At 44.4% G+C, this 6137-nt stretch carries 4 protein-coding genes and 1 pseudogene; 2 read left to right on the forward strand and 3 right to left on the reverse strand.

Annotation, left to right across the window (positions count from 1 at the left end; genetic code table 11):
- Positions 1 to 133 precede the first annotated feature (133 nt).
- Both HMPREF0671_RS11385 and HMPREF0671_RS11390 read right to left on the reverse strand, forming a co-directional pair.
- Entirely contained in the window at positions 134 to 685 is a 552-nt protein-coding gene (locus HMPREF0671_RS11385; protein WP_036900832.1) for a sugar O-acetyltransferase, read from the reverse strand.
- Between the two features lie 7 nt (positions 686 to 692).
- On the reverse strand, positions 693 to 2648 hold the full coding sequence (locus HMPREF0671_RS11390) for a glycoside hydrolase family 20 protein (RefSeq protein ID WP_084589777.1): 1956 nt from the start codon (positions 2646 to 2648) through the stop codon (positions 693 to 695).
- 246 nt (positions 2649 to 2894) lie between these two features.
- Between HMPREF0671_RS11390 and HMPREF0671_RS12340 the strand changes: the two genes are divergently transcribed.
- A complete protein-coding gene (locus HMPREF0671_RS12340) occupies positions 2895 to 3332 on the forward strand; it encodes a retropepsin-like domain-containing protein (protein WP_156958417.1) in 438 nt (145 codons plus the stop codon).
- On the opposite strand, the gene HMPREF0671_RS11400 is transcribed toward HMPREF0671_RS12340, so the two are convergent.
- A complete protein-coding gene (locus HMPREF0671_RS11400; protein WP_052053046.1) occupies positions 3274 to 4359 on the reverse strand; it encodes a hypothetical protein in 1086 nt (361 codons plus the stop codon). The two genes, HMPREF0671_RS12340 and HMPREF0671_RS11400, sit on opposite strands and share 59 nt — an antisense overlap.
- Positions 4360 to 4677: 318 nt before the next feature.
- Between HMPREF0671_RS11400 and HMPREF0671_RS11405 the strand changes: the two are divergent.
- Positions 4678 to 6057 (forward strand): annotated as a pseudogene (locus tag HMPREF0671_RS11405) (alpha-L-fucosidase).
- Positions 6058 to 6137 lie beyond the last annotated feature (80 nt).

A 6137-nucleotide genomic window follows, 5' to 3' on the forward strand; every position in this document is an offset into this window, starting at 1 on the left:
GAAGAAAAAGTTTAGAAATTAATATCATTTTTCTAGCTTTTTGACAAAACCAACAAAGTGACTTTATTTTCACCTTATTATATATATAACATTTCTATTTCTCTTGCTTATCAAGTATCAATTTCATACCTCACTACAGCAAACTACGTTTTACTTCACATGGATTTCCTACAGCCAACGAGTCGTCCGGAATATCGTGCACAACTACCGAACCGGCTCCGATAATACATCTTTTACCTATCTTCACACCGGGTAGAACTATCACTCCACCCCCTAACCAAGTATCTTCACCTATTACAATGGGATGAGATGTCTCTTGTGACTTCCTACGAGCCACATAATCCATCGGGTGTTGCGGCGTGTAGAACTGGCAAGCAGGCCCAACTTTCACATGGTCTTCAAATGTCACAGTGGCTCCATCGAGTACCACACAATTGTAATTAACAAACACATGATGCCCCATCCGTATGCCGTTGCCATGGTCACAGTGGAATGGCGGGCATACGGTAGAGTCATTCGGAATTCCGGGAATCAGGTCTTGAATCAGATCACGATACTCTTCACTATCAAGAGTCAGCGTCTGCAATCGAGCGCATATCTCTTTCGCATACGTCAAACTAGCCAATATCTCTGTATCGGAAAAGTCGTATAACTGCTCCGACCGCATCTTCTGGAATTCCGTCATATTTACATTATTTTGTTTCCCCAGCCTTCAGATAGCCTACTTTCAGATTGGTTATCACACTCTTGAACTGTCCGGCTTTCTGTAATGGGAATACAAGCGTACGCAGATAGTACATATCTCCACGCTTACCGAAGTTGACTTTCTTCACATCCAAGCTACTTACTTTCTTGCCATTCAGGTAGAGTACTGTATTTTCAGACGTACCTTCGATGGCTACATGAGCTTTCTCACCGGGATAAAGGTTCACACCAAAGTTATACAGATAACCGTCGCGACTGAATCCAAGGAACCCACTAGCAGGATCAGCCAGATAGAATTTTGCCTCAGGAGACTCAAACAATACTGTTCCGGGAGCCTCCGGACAAGCATCTATATCGAATTCCACGCGGTAATTCCATCCCATTTGCTCAACACCTGTTTCCTGTCCGGGTGTCACTTGAGCCAACTGCAATGCGAAATCTGCACCATGCTTACCAAGCACATTCTGCCCCACTGCCTCACTCAATCCTTGGCATTTATCCTTAAACTCGGCATAAGAGAATGTCGGTTTCGCCCCCGTCCACATTTTGGTAGCTAGTGCTTGCATAGAAGGCAATACACGATGATAAACATCTTGCAATCCTACACCATTGCCAACAATATCATTCCATACGGCAAACATACCACCTTTAATCTGCGGATAGCGTTCCGGGAACACCGCTCCATTGATATTGGCCGGCGTCCATTCTTTATAGAGTCGCTCATTCTCTAGGTAATCATAATAGTAACCAGCCTTCGGAACTATGTAAACATCTCTATCAGGAATACTGATAATATCATAACCTAACTTCATCATCTCGTCAGGTTTTGCATAATCATTAGACCACGACTGCATCATCACATCTTTTACCTTGATTGGAGTCTTCCCATAAGCGTGGGTTTGTTGTCCCCAAACCATAGCCTTCTTACCGAAACTCTCTACATAACGGATATATCTATCGGTGAAATAGCGGAATTTCTCGCGCAGTTCGGCAGTCTTGTTAGAATACTCATCGGTACCGATGTGCACCCATTTGCTGCGAAACACAGGATTTGGCCCCTCTATATATTCCTTGAACAGAGCATCCAAGAATGTATAAGTATCAGGGTTGAACAAATCAAGATGATCCATACCATACTCTTTGCTAGCCAAATCGGGACGATATTTCGTGATAGCCAATGAGTGAGCCGGCACGTCGATTTCCGGGATTATCTCCACACCTAGACTGTCGGCATACTTCTGCAACTCTATAAACTCTTTCTTAGTATAGAATCCATCACGCGCTGTCAGTCCGGGATATGTATCGCACTCCAATCTGAAAGCAGCCTGTGTCTTCATCCAATCATTATCAAAAAACTGCTTAAAACCACAGTCCGTCAAATGTATATGGAAAGTATTCATCTTATAGTATGACATCAATCGCACATACTGCCGCAACGAACGCATGGGGAAGAACTTACGACCGCAGTCAAGCATAAAGCCACGAACTGCGTAATCAGGACTATCCATCAACGCACCACAAGGCAATGTATGCGCCACACTTTGTTCCGCAATTTGCAGAATCGTACGTGTCGCCCAAAACATTCCTTTATTAGAAGGAGCCACTACCTTAGCCGACTCACCGATAGTCATGGTATAACTCTCCACATTGGCGCCTTTCTTGACTTTCACCGCGAACGCAATATCGCCTTTCTTGGCTTTCCCTTTCACGATAGGCAAGTGCTGTCCAAACATCGTAGCATAATCATCGGCAAAGCGTTGTAGCGTTTCAAGCATCATGGCATCACCTTTCTCATACGTAATACGTGTAGGAGTAAACACCCCTTCAGTACCTTTCCACGTCTTCAATTCGGGTACGGTAAACGGTTTTTCATTCACAGCCTGCATCAATATTGGCATGCAGAACAACAGACTAAATACAAAAGTCTTTTTCCAAAAGTTCATGATAATAGAAATTTGATATATTTTCTACCGGCAAAGTTAATCAATTTTCTGAAACAACATACATTTGATAACAAAATAAAAACTGGAAAAATGAAAGAAGAATATTTCTCCGGCTAAAAATAACACCCCCTTTCTTTGCAGCTCAAAATAGTACCTTATACGTATGTACGAATTCTATTCGCCTACATAGTACATTACTTTACAAGAAAAAAGTGTATCTTTGGCCTATCAACCAAAGTATACTACATGCGAAAAATCGCTTTTATCATACTTCTTTTTGCCACAATGCTGCCAGCACTCTGTCAAATTCGTGGCTACAAAACCGACTTTCAACTGTCGAAAAAAGATTTCTGCGACACCATCGATATAGAATATAAGGATGGGCAAGTGTACGTTCCCGTCATGATGAATGGCCAACGTAGATGGTTCAACCTAGACACAGGAAGCGGCCAAGGCATGGTGTATCCTGAATCATCTATAGATTATTGGCGAGAATTAGGAAACGGGGTGTCGCGCGATGCCAACGGTATAGCCGACACAGTCAAAGTGATTCAGCTGCCCGACTTCCGTCTTGGCCAGCTTACAGTGTCGGGTTATGTGGCCTCGATGATTGCCAACCGCCCCGTCAAAGCCAACTACGATGCCGCGGTGGCACCTCACCATGAACAACTCCCATGTCACTGAATACAATGCCATCGTCGCTACTAGTCAACACCAATGGGTAGCGATAAGGTTGCGTCTCAATGGGGTTATAAGCCATGGCATAACGGCCATCTGCCGTGCGTTGCCCCCAATTCTTTCCCCCAGCCATAATGAGCGAGGGCACTCTGACGGGCGTAGACCATGACTGTCCGTTATCAGATGATAGTGCTACCCACGACCATTTCCACAAAGCTACGGTCTTTCCGTCCTTCCTATGATAGTAAGAAGTGGCTTGTACGGTGTTGATAGAGTCTTTTAATGTATAGAATCCATCCACGCCACGGTCTTCATCTATCCACTGGAGCGTCTTCAACCTATCATTTAAAAGTGCATTGCAAGCTTCCACAAAGCCTTTATCACGCGACCGATGATAGAAAGGATATGCCGTATTCTTCTCGTTCCACTGTGCATGAGACGAGTAACGTAAGAAATAGATTTGACCTAACGAGCCATCGCGACGAATCTCGCGCACCACTCTACCGATACCACCTTTCTTAAACGGGTTGTAGCTATGCCCGTAAAAAGCCACCAAAAGCAGTCGTCCGTTCGGTGCAGTATAGAATCCCATGCGCTGATGCATGATGTAACCGTAATACGGTTTGGGGATGGTGACACCTTTAGGAGCCTGATATGGTGGAAAGCCCACAATGGGCTTATCCCAATGGCGACCATCGGTCGAAGTGACAAGAAAAGTTTGTCCCGGTGGTTGTTGCTCGTCCTTGGGATTACTAAGATACTCTAAGTAGAACTTCCCACGCCAATATGTGATGTTCGGCGCATGGTTGTACGTCCATCCAAACCCATCGGCCATGCCGGGATGCGTACGGTTTGCTCGCATCACCTGCGTGTTCTCCACACCTATTATATATGGTAATCCACCATCGTGCAGTCGCGGATTGCAAATTTCTCCACCCACATAGCTCACCGGTTCTTTCTCCGTACCTGTTTGGGCAAAGCTAGATATTGCTGTCAACAACAGCATAGCCGATACCAATACTTGCTTTTTCATTTTTATAATATTATTTTTGCATGGATGTTCAATTTAGGAGTTATCGGGAGTAAAATGGAGTAAAACAGAAGTTACCAGACAATAGTCCGTTATCTCCTGTTACTTCCTGTTATCTTCCATTATCTCCTGCTTGTACATCAACTTGCTTTTTCATTTTTATAATATATCTTTGTTTTAGCTTGATAATATCCCACAAAATTAGGAAAAAGGTTGCAGTTTATAACTATCTATACCATGATTTTATCACAAAACACGCTTGATTTCGTCTTTAAAAATGTAACTTCGCAGCATCAAACATTTATCTGTAACTCTATTTATATGCTTAAACAAATACTACTTTCAGCCATTTGTGTCGTTATTTCGCTTCATGCCAGCGCACAAGGCGATGTCTACGAACGTTCAAAGACCTATGAGTGGCCTACCGACCAACTCGTTATCAACAAACTACATCAATGGCAAGACCAAAAATTTGGCGTACTCTTCCATTGGGGAATATACTCCGTTCCCGGCATGGTAGAGTCTTGGGCCATCTGCGATGAGGACTGGGTGACACGCGATACCACCATGACTTATCAGCAATACAAAGATTGGTACTGGGGATTGGCCGACAAATTCAACCCCGTAAAATTCAATCCTGATCAGTGGGCCAGCGTCATGAACGATGCCGGAATGAAGTATATGATCTTCACCACCAAGCATCACGACGGCTTCTGTATGTTCGATAGCAAATACACCGACTACTCTATAGCTCATCATGCATTCAAAGACAACCCCAAACGCGATGTATTGAAATATGTGTTAGAGGCTTTCCGTAAGAAGAATTTTATGATAGGTACCTACTTCTCCAAGCCCGATTGGCATTCACAAGACTATTGGTGGGACGTATATCCACAGAAAGCACGCAACGTCAACTATGATATTAAGAAGTGACCGTGGCGTTGGGAGGCTTTCAAACAGTACACTTACAACCAGATGAATGAGATTCTTTCACGCTATGGCAAGGTAGATATCCTCTGGATGGACGGTGGATGGGTGTGCAAGGAGAACAATCAAGACATTGACATGCCTCGTATCGCTGAAATGGCTCGCCACAATCAACCCGGCCTCATCATGGTAGACCGCACCATCCACGGTCCTTATGAGAACTACCAGACACCCGAACGCACCATTCCGGAGACTCAATTAAACTTCCCATGGGAAAGTTGCATCACGCTAACCAATGATTGGGGATGGGTACCTCGCCCCACTTGGAAGTCGCCTATGAAGGTTGTGAACATCCTGACAGAGATTGTTGCCAAGGGCGGGAACCTTGTTCTTGGCGTTGGCCCTACTCCCGAAGGACTTATCCAACCCGAAGCTGTAGAACGATTGCACAAGATTGGCAACTGGATGCGTGCCAACGGAAAAGCTATCTACAACACCGTCACCACGCCCAACTACCACGATGGCAACGTATGGTTTACCGCCAATAAGGACGGGCGCACGCTTTATGCAATCTATACGTTGGCCGATGGTGAGACGCTTCCGTCTCAAATCCACTGGAAAGGTAACTTACCGAAAGGCAAAGTCGTACTGCTTTCCAACGGCAAAACATTGAAAACAAAGGTCAAAAATGGCGAAGTAACCGTAACATTACCCACCAGTATGAAGTCGGAATCATTTGCTATGGCATTCGTTCTTCAAAAGAAGAGCGTTTGATGAAGAATAAGGGCTACGAGATTATGGCTTATCGGCATAATTCCCATTAACTCCCCCTAACTTCCTTTTAACACCTTCAT

Origin of the sequence: Prevotella sp. S7 MS 2, assembly GCF_000762865.1 — a bacterium.
Taxonomy (GTDB): domain Bacteria; phylum Bacteroidota; class Bacteroidia; order Bacteroidales; family Bacteroidaceae; genus Prevotella.

Coding starts and splice junctions, on each gene's coding strand:
- HMPREF0671_RS11385 (WP_036900832.1), bottom strand. CDS start 685: ATGACGGAATTCCAGAAGATGCGGTCGGAGCAGTTATACGACTTTTCC.
- HMPREF0671_RS11390 (WP_084589777.1), bottom strand. CDS start 2,648: ATGAACTTTTGGAAAAAGACTTTTGTATTTAGTCTGTTGTTCTGCATG.
- HMPREF0671_RS12340 (WP_156958417.1), top strand. CDS start 2,895: ATGCGAAAAATCGCTTTTATCATACTTCTTTTTGCCACAATGCTGCCA.
- HMPREF0671_RS11400 (WP_052053046.1), bottom strand. CDS start 4,359: ATGAAAAAGCAAGTATTGGTATCGGCTATGCTGTTGTTGACAGCAATA.